The organism is Pseudomonas promysalinigenes (genome assembly GCF_014269025.2).
In the GTDB taxonomy this organism is placed as follows: domain Bacteria; phylum Pseudomonadota; class Gammaproteobacteria; order Pseudomonadales; family Pseudomonadaceae; genus Aquipseudomonas; species Aquipseudomonas promysalinigenes.
Genome location: NZ_CP077094.1, coordinates 1,108,544 through 1,123,461 on the forward strand (window position 1 = coordinate 1,108,544; position 14,918 = coordinate 1,123,461).

The following is a 14,918-nucleotide window of genomic DNA, read 5'->3' on the forward strand; positions in this document are numbered from 1 at the left end:
TCGTGCGCCTGATGTCGTGCGATTCATGTCTTGAAGTGCGATGGTCGGAGCAAGGGCCGCAGTGCATAGTCAGGGTTTGACGACTCCTCACTACAACAAGGCAGAGGCGGCCATGACCACAACCTTGCATCATCGTGCCTGTCACCTGTGTGAAGCGATCTGCGGGCTGAATATCGAGATCCGCCAGGGTGATGAAGGTCAGGCCCTGATCAGTTCGATCAAAGGCGACGCCGCCGACCCGTTCAGTCGCGGGCATATCTGCCCCAAGGCGGTAGCGCTTCAGGATATTCAGAATGATCCGGATCGCTTGCGCCAGCCCCACAGGCGGGTGGGCAACCAGTGGCTGCCGATCGGCTGGGACGAGGCATTCGCCCTGGCCGCCGACAGGCTGTGGGAAATCCAGCAGGCATACGGGCGCAACGCAGTGGCGGTGTATCAAGGCAACCCAAGTGTGCATAACTACGGGCTGATGACTCACAGCAACTACTTCCTCGGCCTGCTCAAGACCCGTAATCGGTTTTCCGCCACGTCGGTCGACCAGTTGCCGCAGCATCTGACCAGCCACCTGATGTATGGCCACGGCCTGCTGTTGCCCATACCGGATATCGACCATACCGATTTCATGCTGATCCTCGGTGGCAACCCGCTGGCATCCAACGGCAGCATCATGACCGTACCGGATGTCGAAAAGCGCCTGAAGGCCTTGCGTGGCCGCGGCGGTCGTCTGGTGGTGGTCGACCCCCGGCGCAGCGAAACTGCGGCTATTGCAGACCAGCATCTATTCATTCGGCCTGGCGGCGATGCTGCCTTGCTCTGTGGTCTGCTCAACACGCTGTTCGACGAGCAACTGACGCGTGGTTCGCATTTGCCAGTAAGCGGGTTGGATCAGGTACGTGAAGCGATCTTGCCATTCACGCCGGAGGCAATGAGTGCCCACTGTGGGATCGAGGCCACCGCGATCCGCCGCTTGGCTCGGGACTTCGCATCTGCCGACAAAGCGGTCTGCTATGGGCGCATGGGTGTTTCAACCCAAACTTTCGGCACGCTTTGCCATTGGCTGGTGCAGGTGATCAACCTGGTTACCGGCAACCTGGATCGTGAAGGCGGGGCGCTGTGTACCGAACCTGCGGTGGATCTTGTTTCGACGACCTCAGGTGGTCATTTCAACGCCTGGCAGAGCCGAGTGTCGGGCCTGCCCGAGTACGGGGGAGAATTACCGGTAGCGGCCCTGGCCGAGGAGATGCTGGTCGCAGGCGAAGGCCAGGTGCGGGCATTGGTGACGGTTGCTGGTAATCCGGTGCTGTCCACGCCCAACGGCAGGCAATTGGACGGGGCGTTGCAAGGGCTGGAGTTCATGCTCAGCATCGACCTCTACATCAACGAAACCACCCGCCATGCCGACCTGATCCTGCCTTCGACAACGGCGCTGGAAAACGATCACTACGACAGCACCTTCAACTTGCTGGCCGTACGCAATGTGACCCGCTTCAACCGCGCCATCCTGCCCAAGCCCGATGGTGCTTTGCATGACTGGGAAATTTTCGTCGGCCTTGCCCAGGCGTTCGCCAAACGTGCCGACGTGGAGCTCAAGCCCACCATCGCGCCGGCTCAGATGATCGATGTGGCGCTTCGCAGAGGGCGTTATGGTCAAGGCAGTGTCTGGAATCTTTCGCTGCAGGCCTTGGATGAGCATCCTCACGGCCTCGATCTTGGCCCGTTGCGCGCTAACTTGCAGGGGCGCCTGGCAACTGCCAGCAAAACCGTCGAAGCGGCGCCGCGGGTTGTGCTGGATGACTTGCAGCGCTTGGCCGGGCAGGCGCCTGGGGCGCCAGCCCAGTTGCTGTTGATAGGCCGTCGCCACGTACGCAGCAACAACTCATGGATGCATAACTATCATCGGCTGGTCAAAGGCAAGCCGCGTCATCAATTGCTGATGCATCCGCAGGACTTGCTGCAACGTGGACTGCACGATGGCCAGCGTGTGCGGGTTCGTTCACGTACCGGTTCTCTGGAGGTCGAGGTTCAGGCTTGTGAGGACATGATGCCCGGTGTTGTCAGCTTGCCCCATGGTTTTGGCCATGGGCGAACGGGCGTGCAGTTGCAGGTCGCCCAGGCTCAAGCAGGTGTCAGTGCCAACGACCTCACAGATGAGCACCTGCGCGATCAGGTTTCCGGTAATGCGGCCCTCAATGGCGTGCCGGTGGATGTAGAGGCGGCCTGAGCCACGGTAAGGCCGAGCATGCCGCTCGGCTTTCCGTTACAATGCGTCACCGTGCCGACGATCGCGTCGGAAAGTTCAGCCGAGGTGCTACATGGATATCATCGAAACGATCAAAGAGCAGATTGCCAACAACACCATTCTGCTTTACATGAAAGGCTCGCCGAATGCCCCCCAGTGTGGCTTTTCTGCGCGTGCCTCGCAGGCTGTGATGGGTTGCGGCGAGAAGTTCGCCTACGTCGACATCCTGCAGAACCCGGAAATCCGCGCCAACCTGCCAAAATACGCCAACTGGCCGACCTTCCCGCAGCTGTGGGTAGCCGGTGAGCTGGTTGGTGGTAGCGACATCATGCTGGAAATGTTCGAAAAGGGTGAGCTGCAGACCTTGATCAAAGACGCAGCCGCTAAAGCCAAGGCTTCTGAAGCCTGAGCTTGCGCCAGCCATAAAAAAACCCGCTGAATGCGGGTTTTTTTATGGCTGGCGAATTTTATGACTCTTCACCCATCTGCGACTGCAGGTAATTCTCGATGCCGATCTTGTCGATCAGGCCGAGCTGGGTTTCCAGCCAGTCGATGTGCTCTTCTTCGGACTCGAGAATATCTTCCAGCATGTCACGGGAGCCGAAGTCGCCCGCAGTTTCGCAGTGGGCAATGGCGGCTTTGAGATCGATGAGGCCTTTCTGTTCGATTTTCAGATCGCATTCGAGCATCTCTTTGGTGTGCTCGCCGATCAGCAGCTTGCCCAGATCCTGAACGTTAGGAATGCCTTCGAGGAAGAGAATACGCTTGATCAGTTTGTCAGCGTGCTTCATCTCATCGATGGATTCCTTGTACTCGTGCTTGCCGAGTTTGTTCAGGCCCCAGTCTTCGTACATGCGTGCGTGCAGGAAGTACTGGTTGATCGCGACCAGCTCGTTTCCGAGGATCTTGTTGAGATGCTGGATGACGCTTACGTCGCCTTTCATGCCGGGTTCCTGCCCTGTGGAAATGTGCCAATTCAGTGAAGTTTGAGCGCGTTACCCAAGGCTGTCAAACCTAAGTGATTGAATAATAAATGAAAATTAATAGGAATAAGAATGTTTGTGAACCGCGTTGGAGCGCTAACTTATTGATATGCAGGCATAAAAAAACCGGACGCAGGGTCCGGTTCTTCGAATTCTGTAATATCAGGCTGCAGAAAATTCCACTGGGTAGGGCAGGGCGGCGTGCTGGCTCACCTGTAACTCGGTGAGGGTCTCGCGAACCACCTCTTTGGCCAAGCAAGCGCATTTGCCACATTGGCTGGCGACGTTGGTCGCCGCTCGGACTTCCTTGTAACTGCAGCATCCTTCATAGATCGCATCGCGGATCTGTCCGTCGGTGACGCCGACACAAAGACACACATACATAGGGCTGACCATCGCGGGGTTGAGTCGATGGATTGGAGCTTAATGTTAATGAGAATGCTTGTCAAAGCACTTTCAGAAGGCGCTTGCCTTGAGCGACCGACGGTTGCATTCGGCCTGTCACGGGAAGCCGTGTATGATGGTCAGCCTTTGTTGGATGTCGGGCAGGCCTGCCTTGGCCCGGCAAACGGTTTTTCACCCTCATCAGGAGATTACAATGAGCGTACTCGTTGGCAAACAAGCCCCCGACTTCACCGTCCCAGCCGTGCTCGGCAACGGCGAGATCGTCGACAGCTTCAACCTGGCCTCGGCCATCAAGGGCAAGTACGGCCTGGTGTTCTTCTACCCACTGGACTTCACCTTCGTCTGCCCGTCCGAGCTGATCGCGCTGGACAACCGCATTCCTGATTTCCAGGCGCGCAACGTAGAAGTGATCGGTGTTTCGATCGACTCGCACTTCACCCATAACGCATGGCGCAACACCTCGGTGAACGCCGGCGGTATCGGCCCGGTCAAGTACACCCTGGCTGCCGACATGACCCACGAAATCTGCAAGGCTTACGACGTGGAGTCCGAGGGCGGCGTAGCGTTCCGTGGCGCCTTCCTGATCGACACCAACGGTGTCGTGCGTTCGCAGATCGTCAACGACCTGCCACTGGGCCGCAACATGGACGAGCTGCTGCGCCTGGTTGATGCCCTGCAGTTCCACGAAGAGCACGGCGAAGTCTGCCCTGCCAACTGGAAAAAAGGCGACCAGGGTATGACCGCTTCGCCAGAAGGCGTTGCTGCTTACCTGAGCGAGAACGCTGGCAAGCTGTAATTGCCCTGCGTATGAAAACCGGCCCCGTTGGCTAGTGCCTGACTGTCAAGCCAATTGGGGCTGCGTTGCAGCCCCAGTGGATAAGCATCAAACCTTGACTGACTGGTACTAGGCCCTGGTGGCCGGTTTTTTTGTGCCTAGCATTCAGCTAGGCCTCGCAAAGTGCTCCAGGAATCGGGCTTAGTCGTTGAAGTCGCGCCAGCCGCCCAGTTCTTTCCAGCGGTTGACGATGCCGCAGAACAGTTCGGCAGTCTTTTCGGTGTCGTAACGGGCCGAGTGCGCTTCACGACCATCGAAGTCGATGTCGGCGCTCTGGCAAGCGCGTGCAAGTACCGTCTGGCCGTACGCCAGGCCAGCCAGGGTTGCGGTGTCGAAGCTGGAAAACGGATGGAACGGGTTGCGCTTGATATCGTTGCGCGCTACCGCTGCATTGAGGAAACCCAGGTCGAAGCTGCTGTTGTGGCCGACCAGAATCGCTCGCTTGCAGCCATTGGCCTTCAGCGCTTTGCGCACGCCGCGGAAGATGTCGGTGAGCGCGCTTTCCTCGCTCACTGCCATGCGCAGCGGGTGGTCCAGCTTGATACCGGTGAACTCCAGCGCAGCCGCCTCGATGTTGGCCCCTTCGAACGGTTCTACCCGATAGAAATAGGTGTGCTCAGGGAACAAAAAGCCTTTTTCGTCCATGCCGATGGTCACGGCGGCAATTTCCAGCAGTGCGTCGGTTGCGCTGTTGAAACCGCCGGTCTCGACGTCCACTACTACCGGTAGGTAACCGCGGAAGCGTTCGGCCATGGGGTGGCGCGAGCCGCTGCCGCCCTGGCTGTCCTGATCGTCTTCGTAGAGGTCTTCGCTCACGCGTTGTCCTCCAGCAGGCGCCAGCGCAGTTTTTCACCAGCGCGCAGCGGGATTACGGTCTGCTCGCCAAATGGCAGGCTGTCCGGAGCGGTCCATTCTTCGCGGACCAGGGTGATGGTATCGGTGTTTGCAGGCAGGCCATAGAAAACCGGGCCGTGCAGGCTGGCGAAGCCTTCCAGTTTATCCAGCGCATTGCGCTGTTCGAACGCCTCGGCGTACATCTCGATCGCCGCGTAAGCTGTGTAGCAGCCGGCACAACCGCAGGCAGCTTCCTTGGCGTGACGGGCGTGCGGTGCCGAGTCGGTGCCGAGGAAGAACTTGGGGTTGCCACTGGTGGCCGCATCCAGCAGCGCTACCTGGTGGGTATTGCGCTTGAGGATCGGCAGGCAGTAGAAGTGCGGGCGGATACCGCCGACCAGCATGTGGTTGCGGTTGTACAGCAGGTGCTGAGCGGTGATGGTCGCGCCGACGTTGGCAGGCGCTTCGCTGACGAACTGTGCGGCGTCGCCGGTGGTGATGTGTTCGAACACTACTTTGAGGGTCGGGAAGCGTTCGACCAGGCGGCGCATGTGCTCGTCAATGAAGCGCTTCTCGCGGTCGAATACATCGATCTCGCTGCGCGTCACTTCACCATGAACCAGCAACGGCATGCCCACTTCTGCCAGCGCCTCGATAGCGGGGAAGATGTTGTCGATGCTGGTCACGCCCGAGTCGGAGTTGGTCGTGGCTCCAGCCGGGTACAGCTTGGCTGCGTACACGATGCCGCTGGCCTTGGCCGCACGGATGTCCTCGGGGCTGGTGCGGTCGGTGAGATACAGCACCATCAGCGGTTCAAAGCGGCTGCCAGCCGGGCGGGCGGCAAGGATGCGCTCGCGGTAGGCACTGGCTTCTACGGCACTGCGCACCGGCGGGACCAGGTTGGGCATGATGATGGCACGGGCGAAAGTACGCGCCACATCGCCAACGGTATGGGGCAGGACGGCACCATCGCGCAGATGGATGTGCCAGTCGTCGGGACGCAGGAGGGTCAGGCGATCGGACATTGGGGATTCCAGGCGGGTCGAACTCAGGCCCCAATGCTACCGGAAAACCCCGGCCCGAGCACGGCTATCAAGTTTTCCGGCACGCGCCCGATAGCCTGCCTGTGAGCCGTCTGAATTTGTGGAGCCGCCCGTGCGCCAGCATTACCTAGCCCTGTTGACCCTTGTCGCCAGCCTGCCGGCCGGCGCCATGACGTTCCAGACCCGCATCGAGAATGTCGCCTGGAAGGTCGAGGGTGACCAGTTCGAATGCCGGCTGATCCAGCCGATCGAAGGCTTCGGCAGTGGCGAGTTCGTGCGCAAGGCAGGTGAGCAGCCGGTGTTCCAACTGCGCTCGGCCAGCAACGTACTGGGCGCAGGGTCAGCCACGCTGCTAGCTGCTGCGGCGCCTTGGCAACCAGGCCGTGGCGACGTCAATCTGGGCGCAGTACGCATGGCGCGCAGCGGAGTGCTGTTTAGTTCGTCGCAAAGCCAGGCCAGCCGCCTGATCAATGGCCTGCTTGACGGCCGCAGTACGGTGGTGCGCAACTACAGCGGCGAGGCTGGGCGCCCGACGGAAGTGCGAGTGTTGCCGGTGAGCTTCGTCAAGGCCTACCGCGACTACCAAGTGTGTACCAGCAAGTTGTTGGCCATGAATTACGACCAGATACGCCAGACCCAGGTCGGCTTCCCAGGAGGCGGGTTCGACCTCAGTGCCGACGCTCGCGCCCGGCTGGATGTGCTCCTCGATTACCTCAAGGCCGACCCGAGCGTGAATCACATCGAGCTCAATGGTCATTCCGACAACAGCGGCAATCGCCTGACCAACCGCGATACCTCGCGGCGGCGAGCGTTGGCGGTGGCTGATTACCTCAAGGCCCATGGGGTACCAGAAGAGCAGATCGTGGTGCGCTTTCACGGGGAGCGCTACCCACTGGTGAAGAACAACAGCCCAGCCAATCGGGCGCGCAATCGACGGGTCAACATCGAACTGGATCGAGTAGCACCCGTGGAAAAGCCAGCTGCTGCCGTTGTCCAGCAAGCTGCTCCCCCGGGGACTGCCCCTGCGCCGCAAGCCAAGGCCCTATAGGGGTAAAAAGGGAGTTACCGGCAGACGTCGCGCGGCCGACAGTTCTTGTCGCTTTGTCGTCACAAGCTGTCGCGCCACTGTAAATTTCCCGGCAAGGCCGGTAGAATCGGGCCTTTTCCGTACAACCCCGTGGAGTGATGGCATGGCGGACGTAAAAAAGGTCGTACTGGCGTATTCCGGCGGCCTTGATACTTCGGTGATTCTCAAGTGGCTGCAGGATACCTACGACTGTGAAGTGGTGACCTTCACCGCTGACCTGGGTCAGGGCGAGGAGGTCGAACCGGCCCGCGCCAAAGCTCAGGCGATGGGCGTCAAAGAAATCTACATCGACGACCTGCGCGAAGAATTCGTGCGTGATTTCGTCTTCCCGATGTTCCGCGCCAACACTGTCTATGAAGGTGAGTACCTGCTGGGTACTTCCATCGCCCGCCCGCTGATCGCCAAGCGCCTGATCGAAATCGCCAACGAAACCGGCGCCGATGCCATTTCCCACGGCGCTACCGGCAAAGGTAACGACCAGGTTCGCTTCGAGCTGGGTGCCTACGCGCTGAAGCCGGGTGTCAAGGTGATCGCGCCCTGGCGTGAGTGGGACCTGCTGTCCCGCGAGAAGCTGATGGACTACGCCGAAAAGCACGGCATTCCGATCGAGCGCCACGGCAAGAAGAAGTCGCCTTACTCGATGGACGCCAACCTGCTGCACATCTCCTACGAAGGCGGCGTTCTGGAAGACACCTGGACCGAGCACGAAGAGGACATGTGGCGCTGGAGCGTCTCGCCAGAGAACGCACCCGACCAGGCCACCTACCTGGAGCTGACCTACCGCAACGGTGACATCGTCGCCATCGACGGCGTCGACATGAGCCCGGCCACCGTGCTCGCCGAGCTGAACCGTATTGGCGGCGCCAACGGTGTTGGCCGTCTGGATATCGTGGAAAACCGCTACGTGGGCATGAAGTCCCGCGGTTGCTACGAAACCCCTGGCGGTACCATCATGCTCAAGGCTCACCGTGCCATCGAGTCGATCACCCTGGACCGCGAAGTCGCTCACCTGAAAGACGAGCTGATGCCTAAGTACGCCAGCCTGATCTACACCGGTTACTGGTGGAGCCCGGAACGCCTGATGCTGCAGCAGATGATCGACGCTTCGCAGGTCAACGTGAATGGCGTCGTTCGCCTCAAGCTGTACAAGGGCAACGTGATCGTTGTTGGCCGCAAGTCCGACGACTCGCTGTTCGATGCCAACATCGCGACCTTCGAAGAAGATGGCGGCGCCTACAACCAGGCCGATGCTGCCGGTTTCATCAAGCTCAATGCGCTGCGCATGCGCATCGCTGCCAACAAAGGCCGCGGGATGCTCTGAGCACCGGGCAGACCTGGTAAATGAACCCTGGCTTCGGCCGGGGTTTTTTTTGAGTGCGAATCAGCACTTACGCCCGGGCACTGGTCACCTCCTGCGGCAAGGCCGTGATCGACAGATTTACGCATTGTTGCAAGTCCACATTGCACAAGCGCCACTGCCTGTTATCCCTGGATGGCAGGGCAATGGCTTGCATGATCTGCTGCTGGATCAGTTTCTGCGCCTCGGGGCCTGAGAACATCATGGTCACCGTGTCGCGGCTTTCCACATGCATCGCGGGTTCGACTGGATGTTTCTGTTCAGCTGTATCAGGCATGTAAAACGATTTGGCGTTGAAGTTCAGGGTTAAAAAGAACAGCGCTGTCAGAAAGAATGGAAACCCTACAAGGAACCAAGTGTAATAAGTCTGACTTTTCTCGCTGAGAAACGGCAGGGTTGCCAATGCAGAAGCTTCAATGATGCCGGCGAAGATGGCAATTAAGGTTAATGGCGCAACAGGTTGATTATCAGTCATGTCCTCGACTCCTGCAGGTTCTGCTTATCAATAACCTACTCATCGCCTCAGCCAAATTCTGGAGTATTTCCGTGTGAACAAAATCTCCGTCGATTCATCACTGTGTGACTGACTGAGGGTTTGATCTGCTTGCTTGTAAGTACTATCCCTGGGGGCTGTAAATTTTTTCTTGTAGGAAAATTCCGAAACAGATGTAAGGTTCATCTATTCGGCTATTTGTGCGGAGATTGTGCGCGCCTTTGAGTGTCCTGCTCGGTTATGGTGAGGCTGTCGTCAAAGCAAATAACGAATAATGGATATCGCATGAATAAAGTCCTTATCGTGGATGATCATCCGGTCATACGCTTGGCAGTGCGCATGCTGATGGAGCGGCATGGGTACGATGTTGTCGCAGAGACCGACAACGGCATAGCGGCCCTGCAGCTCACTCGCGAACACCATCCCGATGTCGTCGTGCTCGATATCGGCATTCCCAAGCTCGATGGACTGGAGGTGATCGCCCGGCTGGCCGCTGCATGCCCTGGCAGCCGTGTGCTGGTGCTGACGTCTCAGGCGCCTGGGCATTTCTCGATGCGCTGCATGCAGGCGGGAGCTTCGGGCTATGTGTGCAAGCAGCAAGAGCTCACCGAGCTGCTCAGTGCCATCAAGGCTGTACTTTCGGGATATAGCTATTTCCCGAACCAGGCGCTGCACAAGTCACGCGGCCGGGTGGGCGGGGCTAGCGAAGCGGAGATGGTCGAGCGCTTGTCGGCGCGTGAAATGATGGTGCTGCAGCAGCTTGCCAAGGGGCGGTCGAACAAGGAGATAGCCGACAGCATGTTCCTCAGCAACAAGACGGTCAGTACCTACAAGACGCGCTTGCTGCTAAAGCTCAATGCCCAGTCGCTGGTAGACCTGATCGAACTCGCCCGGCGCCACGATCTGAACTGAGTCAGCATGTACCACGCCCGCGACACAGTGGCTTAGTGTGGATTACAGGTCGTAGTCGAAATCGGCCAGTTGCCGCTGCAGGCGCCGCTCCTCGAGCAGGTTGTCGATGGTACGGCGCTTGCTCAGGTTGGTCTTGGCAGGTTCCACCTGAGGCTCTACGTCGTCATCAGCAGTGACAAAGTCATCTTCGATAGACAGCTCTTCTTTATCTGTACTCATGAGTCGCTCCACGCCAAAGGGCCATTGGCCGTCCTTATAGCGAGAAAGCGCAGCCTGGTAAAAAAGATTTTTTCAATCGCTGCACCGGTTTTTTGCTATTGGCTCAATCGTCGCATGCCTTGTGCTTGTATTCGCACAGGTCTTCGATGCGGCAGCTGCCGCAGCGAGGCTTACGTGCCTGGCAGACATAGCGCCCATGCAGGATAAGCCAATGGTGGGCGTCGAGTAGGTAGTCCTTGGGGACGAACTTGATCAGCTTCTTTTCCACTTCGAGCACCGTCTTGCCCGGCGCGATGCCAGTGCGATTGCTGACCCGGAAAATATGGGTGTCCACGGCCATGGTTGGCTGGCGGAAGGCGGTATTGAGCACGACGTTGGCCGTCTTGCGGCCCACACCCGGCAACGCTTCCAGGGCTTCACGGGTTTGTGGGACTTCGCCGCCATGGCGCTCGATCAGCAACCTGCACGCCTCGATGACATTCTTGGCTTTGCTGTTGTAAAGGCCGATGGTCTTGATGTATTCGCTCAGCCCCTCGACTCCCAACGCATGGATGGCTTGCGGTGTGTTGGCAACTGGAAACAGGCGCGCAGTGGCCTTGTTGACGCCAACATCGGTGGACTGGGCCGAAAGCGTCACGGCAACTAGAAGCTCGAACGGGGTGCTGTACGCAAGTTCCGTTTTGGGGTCGGGGTTGTCTTCGTGCAGCCTGCGAAAAATCTCCAGGCGTTTGGCGGCATTCATGGGGTCAACGCTTTCCTTGAAGGCAGGTGAAGTTAGGCGGCTGCCAAGTGTACTAGGCCAGCAGCTGACCTAGCATCAGCGGTGCATCTGTCGGCACCTCGCAAGGCGTGGTCATCACTTTGCTTGGTAATGACGTTGTTTAGTAGCGGCTAAGCCGGTCTGGCTGGCCTTGATCCGTTCGAGGGCGGCCTTGATCGTGTCTGCGGCGCCCTGTGCACCGGCATCTTCGACCGCGGGGCGCTGGGCTTCACGGCTCTCTTTATTGCGCTGCAGGCGTGCGCTGCGTTGTTCGATGCGCTGGCGCGCATGCTCACGTCGCAGCGCACGAGCTTGAAGCTGCTCGGGGCTGTGAGCCAGGCATCCCAGAAACCCGGTAGCCCAGGCGCACCGCTGAGCACCGGTCACCGTGAAGCCTGGCATGGCTGCGGCAGAGAAAGTTGCCCCGGCGATCAGGCCGGGGCAGGGTAGGTTACTTGATGCGCTGACCTGGCTTGGCGCCGCTGTCAGGGCTGAGCAGGTAGATCTCTTCACCGCCAGGCCCTGCGGCCATGACCATGCCCTCAGACACACCAAAGCGCATTTTGCGCGGTTTGAGGTTGGCGACCATCATGGTCAGGCGCCCTTCAAGCTGGGAAGGGTCTGGATAGGCCGACTTGATGCCGGAGAACACATTGCGCTGCTCGTCACCGATGTCCAGGGTCAGCTGCAGCAGTTTGTCGGCACCGGGTACGGCTTGCGCCTTGACGATCAGCGCCACGCGCAGATCGACGGCGGCGAAGGTGTCGAACTCGATCTCGGCCGACAGTGGGTCTTTGGCCAGTTCACCATTGCCGACTGGCGCCTGTGTTTCGGCGGCCAGCAGATCTTCCTTGCTGGCGGCGATCATGGCTTCGATCTTGGCCGGTTCGATACGGCTCATCAGTGCTTTGAACGGGTTCAGCTGGTGGTTTTCCAGGCGCGACTGATGGTCATTCCAGGTCAGTGGCGCCACGTTGAGGAATGCCTCGGCATCAGCGGCGAGCAGCGGCAACACCGGCTTGAGGAAGATCACCAACTGGCGGAACAGGTTGATGCCCTGAGCGCAAATGGCCTGGACCTCTTCCTGCTTGCCTTCCTGCTTGGCCAGCGACCAAGGCGCCTTGTCGGCGATCCAGGCATTGGCGCGGTCGGCCAGGGCCATGATTTCGCGCATTGCACGGCCGAAGTCGCGGCTCTCGTAGGCCTCGGCGATCAATGGAGCAGCGGCGAGGAAGGCCTCGGTCAACTCCGGCGCTGCATCGCCTGCAACCATCACGCCGGCATTGCCCTTGTGAATGAAGCCTGCGCAGCGGCTGGCGATATTGACCACCTTGCCGACCAGATCGGAATTGACCTTCTGCACGAAGTCTTCGAGGTTCAGGTCAAGGTCATCGACGCCACGGCCGAGCTTGGCGGCGTAGTAGTAACGCAGGTACTCCGGTTGCAGGTGGTCCAGGTAGGTGCGTGCCTTGATGAACGTACCGCGGGATTTGGACATCTTCGCGCCGTTGACGGTCAGGTACCCGTGTACGTTGACCGCCGTCGGTTTGCGCAAGCCTGCGCCTTCGAGCATGGCCGGCCAGAACAGGGCGTGGAAGTTGACGATGTCCTTGCCGATGAAATGGTACAGCTCGGCCTTCGAGCCTTCGTTCCAGAACGCATCGAAATCCAGTTCCGGACGACGTGCGCACAGGTTCTTGAAGCTGGCCATGTAGCCGATCGGTGCGTCGAGCCAGACGTAGAAGTACTTGCCCGGCTCGCCCGGGATCTCGAAACCGAAATAAGGCGCATCACGGGAAATGTCCCACTCTTGCAGGCCGGCATCCAGCCATTCGGCCAGCTTGTTGGCGACTGCGTCCTGAAGCGTGCCGCTACGGGTCCATTGCTGCAGCATGGCCTGGAAATCCGGCAGCTTGAAGAAGAAGTGCTGGGAATCGCGCAGCACCGGAGTGGCACCGGAAATGGCCGACTTGGGGTTCTTCAGTTCGGTTGGGGCGTAGGTGGCGCCGCATTTTTCGCAGTTGTCGCCGTACTGGTCTTCAGCGGCGCACTTCGGGCAAGTGCCCTTGATGAAGCGGTCGGCGAGGAACATGCCCTTCTCTGGGTCGAAGTACTGAGTTACCGAACGGGTAGCGATATGCCCGGCGTCGCGCAGGCGCGTGTATATGAGCGCCGACAGTTCGCGGTTTTCGTCACTGTGGGTCGAATGGAAGTTGTCGAAGTCCACCAGGAAGTCGGCGAAGTCGCTGCTGTGTTCGGCCTGGACGTTGGCGATCAGCTGTTCCGGGGTGATGCCTTCCTTTTCTGCGCGCAGCATGATGGCCGAGCCGTGGGCATCGTCGGCACAAACGTAGATGCACTGGTTGCCGCGCAGCTTCTGGAAGCGCACCCACATGTCCGTCTGGATGTATTCCAGCATATGGCCAAGGTGGATGGATCCATTGGCATAGGGCAGGGCGCTGGTGACGAGAATCTGGCGTGGCTCGGACATGGTGGCTCGGCTACTTATCTGGCTCAGGTAAAGATGAGGGTGATCGGCCACTATAAAGGCCCAGCAAAGATATTTCACCCCAAGCGCGCATCTGCTGACGATTGACGGGTTAGGATAGGCGCCTGTTTCGTACTCAGTTTGCCAATGGGAGTGTCCATGAGTGCCGTCACCCGTGCCGCCGTCGAAGGCGTGCTTCGCCAGTACACCGACCCTTATCTGAACCAGGACCCAGTCAGCGCCGGTTGCGTGCGCGCGATCGACATCCAGGCCGGACAGGTCACTGTGCAACTGCAACTGGGGTATGCTGCGGGCCTGTTCAAAAATGGCTGGGCCCAGGTGCTGCAGACCGCCATCGAAAACCTCGATGGGGTCAGTGCTGCACAGGTGGCGATCGACTGTCAGATCGCCACGCACAAGGCTCAGGCGCAAGTCCCGGCCATGGCCAACGTCAAGAACATCATTGCCGTGGCCTCGGGCAAGGGTGGTGTCGGCAAGTCGACCACCGCGGCCAATCTGGCGCTGGCCCTGGCCCGTGAGGGGGCCCGCGTGGGCATTCTCGATGCCGACATCTACGGCCCCAGCCAAGGCGTGATGTTTGGCATTCCCGAAGGCACCCGCCCGCAGATCCGCGAGCAGAAATGGTTCGTGCCGATCAAGGCCCATGGCGTGGAAGTGATGTCCATGGCGTTTCTCACTGATGACAACACCCCAATGGTCTGGCGTGGGCCGATGGTATCGGGTGCGCTGCTGCAATTGGTGACTCAGACTGCTTGGGACGATCTGGATTATCTGGTCATCGACATGCCGCCGGGCACTGGCGATATCCAGCTGACCTTGGCGCAGAAAGTGCCGGTGGCAGGCTCGGTGATCGTCACCACGCCGCAAGACCTGGCGCTGCTGGATGCCAAGAAGGGTGTGGAAATGTTCCGCAAGGTCAACATCCCGGTCCTGGGCGTGGTGGAGAACATGGCCGTGCACATCTGTTCGAACTGCGGCCATGCCGAGCATTTGTTCGGCGAGGGTGGCGGTGAAAAGCTGGCGGCGCAGTATGGTGTCGATCTGCTGGCCTCGTTGCCTCTGTCGATGCTGATCCGCGAGCAGGCCGACAGCGGCAAACCGACCGCGATCGCCGAGCCGGAAAGCCAGATTGCCATGGTCTATCAAGAGCTGGCGCGCCAGGTAGGCGCACGGATCGTGCTGCAGGAAGCGGCCGCACCGGCAATGCCGAGCATCACCATCAGCGAAGATTGAAGATAGCGT

Annotated in this window: 16 protein-coding genes; 7 read left to right on the top strand and 9 right to left on the bottom strand. The window is 59.5% G+C overall.

Features of this window, described 5'->3' with window-relative positions; all coding sequences use genetic code 11:
* The first annotated feature begins 112 nt into the window (after window positions 1–112).
* A complete protein-coding gene (locus HU725_RS05150; protein WP_186477590.1) occupies window positions 113–2,221 on the top strand; it encodes a molybdopterin oxidoreductase family protein in 2,109 nt (702 codons plus the stop codon).
* Window positions 2,222–2,312: 91 nt separating this feature from the next.
* Window positions 2,313–2,648 (top strand): Grx4 family monothiol glutaredoxin, encoded by a 336-nt coding sequence (gene grxD / locus HU725_RS05155; protein ID WP_010952251.1) that lies wholly within the window; start codon window positions 2,313–2,315, stop codon window positions 2,646–2,648.
* A gap of 58 nt (window positions 2,649–2,706) precedes the next feature.
* On the opposite strand, the gene bfr is transcribed toward grxD, so the two are convergent.
* Both bfr and HU725_RS05165 read right to left on the bottom strand, forming a co-directional pair.
* Window positions 2,707–3,183 (bottom strand): bacterioferritin, encoded by a 477-nt coding sequence (bfr, locus tag HU725_RS05160; RefSeq protein WP_060477844.1) that lies wholly within the window; start codon window positions 3,181–3,183, stop codon window positions 2,707–2,709.
* Window positions 3,184–3,384: 201 nt separating this feature from the next.
* Window positions 3,385–3,606, bottom strand: coding sequence for a bacterioferritin-associated ferredoxin (locus HU725_RS05165; protein WP_060477843.1), 222 nt, complete (start codon window positions 3,604–3,606; stop codon window positions 3,385–3,387).
* Between the two features lie 214 nt (window positions 3,607–3,820).
* Between HU725_RS05165 and HU725_RS05170 the strand changes: the two genes are divergently transcribed.
* On the top strand, window positions 3,821–4,423 hold the full coding sequence (locus tag HU725_RS05170; protein ID WP_060477842.1) for a peroxiredoxin: 603 nt from the start codon (window positions 3,821–3,823) through the stop codon (window positions 4,421–4,423).
* Window positions 4,424–4,603: 180 nt separating this feature from the next.
* Here HU725_RS05170 and rnt read toward each other — a convergent pair whose 3' ends face one another.
* The gene (gene rnt / locus HU725_RS05175) at window positions 4,604–5,215 is read right to left on the bottom strand and encodes a ribonuclease T (protein WP_437180325.1); all 612 of its coding nucleotides are present in this window, start codon (window positions 5,213–5,215) and stop codon (window positions 4,604–4,606) included.
* Between the two features lie 59 nt (window positions 5,216–5,274).
* Window positions 5,275–6,321, bottom strand: a complete 1,047-nt coding sequence (gene pyrC / locus HU725_RS05180) for a dihydroorotase (protein ID WP_186477592.1) — start codon at window positions 6,319–6,321, stop codon at window positions 5,275–5,277.
* 130 nt (window positions 6,322–6,451) lie between these two features.
* On the opposite strand from pyrC, the gene HU725_RS05185 reads away from it, so the two are divergent.
* Together HU725_RS05185 and HU725_RS05190 are read left to right on the top strand one after the other, a co-directional pair.
* Window positions 6,452–7,387, top strand: coding sequence for a flagellar protein MotY (locus HU725_RS05185; protein ID WP_186477593.1), 936 nt, complete (start codon window positions 6,452–6,454; stop codon window positions 7,385–7,387).
* Window positions 7,388–7,529: 142 nt separating this feature from the next.
* The gene (locus tag HU725_RS05190; RefSeq protein WP_060477838.1) at window positions 7,530–8,747 is read left to right on the top strand and encodes an argininosuccinate synthase; all 1,218 of its coding nucleotides are present in this window, start codon (window positions 7,530–7,532) and stop codon (window positions 8,745–8,747) included.
* Between the two features lie 67 nt (window positions 8,748–8,814).
* On the opposite strand, the gene HU725_RS05195 is transcribed toward HU725_RS05190, so the two are convergent.
* Complete coding sequence (locus HU725_RS05195) at window positions 8,815–9,258, bottom strand: hypothetical protein (protein ID WP_186477594.1); 444 nt, start codon at window positions 9,256–9,258, stop codon at window positions 8,815–8,817.
* 303 nt (window positions 9,259–9,561) lie between these two features.
* On the opposite strand from HU725_RS05195, the gene HU725_RS05200 reads away from it, so the two are divergent.
* A complete protein-coding gene (locus tag HU725_RS05200; protein ID WP_060477836.1) occupies window positions 9,562–10,188 on the top strand; it encodes a response regulator transcription factor in 627 nt (208 codons plus the stop codon).
* 42 nt (window positions 10,189–10,230) lie between these two features.
* Here the strand turns inward: HU725_RS05200 and HU725_RS05205 are convergent, their stop codons facing one another.
* From HU725_RS05205 to metG, 4 genes are all read right to left on the bottom strand, one after another.
* Entirely contained in the window at window positions 10,231–10,407 is a 177-nt protein-coding gene (locus HU725_RS05205; protein ID WP_186477595.1) for a PA3496 family putative envelope integrity protein, read from the bottom strand.
* Between the two features lie 103 nt (window positions 10,408–10,510).
* Window positions 10,511–11,149 (bottom strand): endonuclease III, encoded by a 639-nt coding sequence (gene nth / locus HU725_RS05210; RefSeq protein WP_060477835.1) that lies wholly within the window; start codon window positions 11,147–11,149, stop codon window positions 10,511–10,513.
* A gap of 114 nt (window positions 11,150–11,263) precedes the next feature.
* Window positions 11,264–11,569, bottom strand: a complete 306-nt coding sequence (locus tag HU725_RS05215; protein ID WP_186477596.1) for a hypothetical protein — start codon at window positions 11,567–11,569, stop codon at window positions 11,264–11,266.
* A 49-nt stretch (window positions 11,570–11,618) separates the two neighbouring features.
* Window positions 11,619–13,658 carry a methionine--tRNA ligase gene (metG, locus tag HU725_RS05220; protein WP_186477597.1) on the bottom strand — a complete coding sequence of 680 codons (2,040 nt, stop codon included), beginning with the start codon at window positions 13,656–13,658 and terminating at the stop codon, window positions 11,619–11,621.
* Window positions 13,659–13,814: 156 nt separating this feature from the next.
* Between metG and apbC the strand changes: the two genes are divergently transcribed.
* Window positions 13,815–14,909 carry an iron-sulfur cluster carrier protein ApbC gene (apbC, locus tag HU725_RS05225; protein ID WP_186477598.1) on the top strand — a complete coding sequence of 365 codons (1,095 nt, stop codon included), beginning with the start codon at window positions 13,815–13,817 and terminating at the stop codon, window positions 14,907–14,909.
* The last annotated feature ends 9 nt before the right edge of the window (window positions 14,910–14,918 follow it).

Bases quoted from the DNA above. Each gene is read 5' to 3' on its own strand.
- HU725_RS05150 (WP_186477590.1), top strand. From the start codon at position 113: ATGACCACAACCTTGCATCATCGTGCCTGTCACCTGTGTGAAGCGATC.
- grxD (WP_010952251.1), top strand. From the start codon at position 2,313: ATGGATATCATCGAAACGATCAAAGAGCAGATTGCCAACAACACCATT.
- bfr (WP_060477844.1), bottom strand. From the start codon at position 3,183: ATGAAAGGCGACGTAAGCGTCATCCAGCATCTCAACAAGATCCTCGGA.
- HU725_RS05165 (WP_060477843.1), bottom strand. From the start codon at position 3,606: ATGTATGTGTGTCTTTGTGTCGGCGTCACCGACGGACAGATCCGCGAT.
- HU725_RS05170 (WP_060477842.1), top strand. From the start codon at position 3,821: ATGAGCGTACTCGTTGGCAAACAAGCCCCCGACTTCACCGTCCCAGCC.
- rnt (WP_437180325.1), bottom strand. From the start codon at position 5,215: ATGGCCGAACGCTTCCGCGGTTACCTACCGGTAGTAGTGGACGTCGAG.
- pyrC (WP_186477592.1), bottom strand. From the start codon at position 6,321: ATGTCCGATCGCCTGACCCTCCTGCGTCCCGACGACTGGCACATCCAT.
- HU725_RS05190 (WP_060477838.1), top strand. From the start codon at position 7,530: ATGGCGGACGTAAAAAAGGTCGTACTGGCGTATTCCGGCGGCCTTGAT.
- HU725_RS05195 (WP_186477594.1), bottom strand. From the start codon at position 9,258: ATGACTGATAATCAACCTGTTGCGCCATTAACCTTAATTGCCATCTTC.
- HU725_RS05200 (WP_060477836.1), top strand. From the start codon at position 9,562: ATGAATAAAGTCCTTATCGTGGATGATCATCCGGTCATACGCTTGGCA.
- HU725_RS05205 (WP_186477595.1), bottom strand. From the start codon at position 10,407: ATGAGTACAGATAAAGAAGAGCTGTCTATCGAAGATGACTTTGTCACT.
- nth (WP_060477835.1), bottom strand. From the start codon at position 11,149: ATGAATGCCGCCAAACGCCTGGAGATTTTTCGCAGGCTGCACGAAGAC.
- HU725_RS05215 (WP_186477596.1), bottom strand. From the start codon at position 11,569: ATGCCAGGCTTCACGGTGACCGGTGCTCAGCGGTGCGCCTGGGCTACC.
- metG (WP_186477597.1), bottom strand. From the start codon at position 13,658: ATGTCCGAGCCACGCCAGATTCTCGTCACCAGCGCCCTGCCCTATGCC.
- apbC (WP_186477598.1), top strand. From the start codon at position 13,815: ATGAGTGCCGTCACCCGTGCCGCCGTCGAAGGCGTGCTTCGCCAGTAC.